Raw genomic sequence first — 447 nt, 5'->3', positions numbered from 1 at the left:
CCCTTACCCTGACCAATGGTGCCTGTGCCGTCGAGGAAGATCAGCACGCGCAGTTCGCCAGTCGCGACCGTGACCCTTTCGCCTGCCTGCGCATCACGACGAAGCAGCGTGAATTGGGGTGCTGAGACGATCACCGCTTCACCATCTCCTGGGGCGACATAGTTCTTCGTAGCGTCTTTTGAGAAATCGATGCATTCAAGCGCCTGCTCGACGTGCAACTTTCGTGGCTTGCCCGTCGTTGGGTCCACGCGGTTGAAGTCGTACACGCGGAACGTCGTGTCGCTGGGGGTCTGGACTTCCGCAGCGACCATCCCCGCGCCCAATGCGTGGACCGTACCGCTTGGCAAATAAAACGTATCGCCTTTTTGGACGCGAACACTATTCAACAGGCTCTCACATGCGCCTTCGCGAATCGATTCGTCAAAATCAGCGCGAGACGTGCCGGGC

1 protein-coding gene is annotated in these 447 nt (G+C 58.8%); it reads right to left on the bottom strand.

Features of this window, described 5'->3' with window-relative positions; all coding sequences use genetic code 11:
• A partial coding sequence (locus tag D7X55_RS43905) for a class I mannose-6-phosphate isomerase (RefSeq protein WP_199747417.1) occupies positions 1-447 on the bottom strand: 447 nt, incomplete at both ends.

Source organism: Corallococcus sp. AB049A (genome assembly GCF_003668885.1).
Classification (GTDB): domain Bacteria; phylum Myxococcota; class Myxococcia; order Myxococcales; family Myxococcaceae; genus Corallococcus; species Corallococcus interemptor.
Note: the sequence above shows the minus strand (reverse complement) of the source record. Positions and strands in the feature narration are given on the sequence as shown.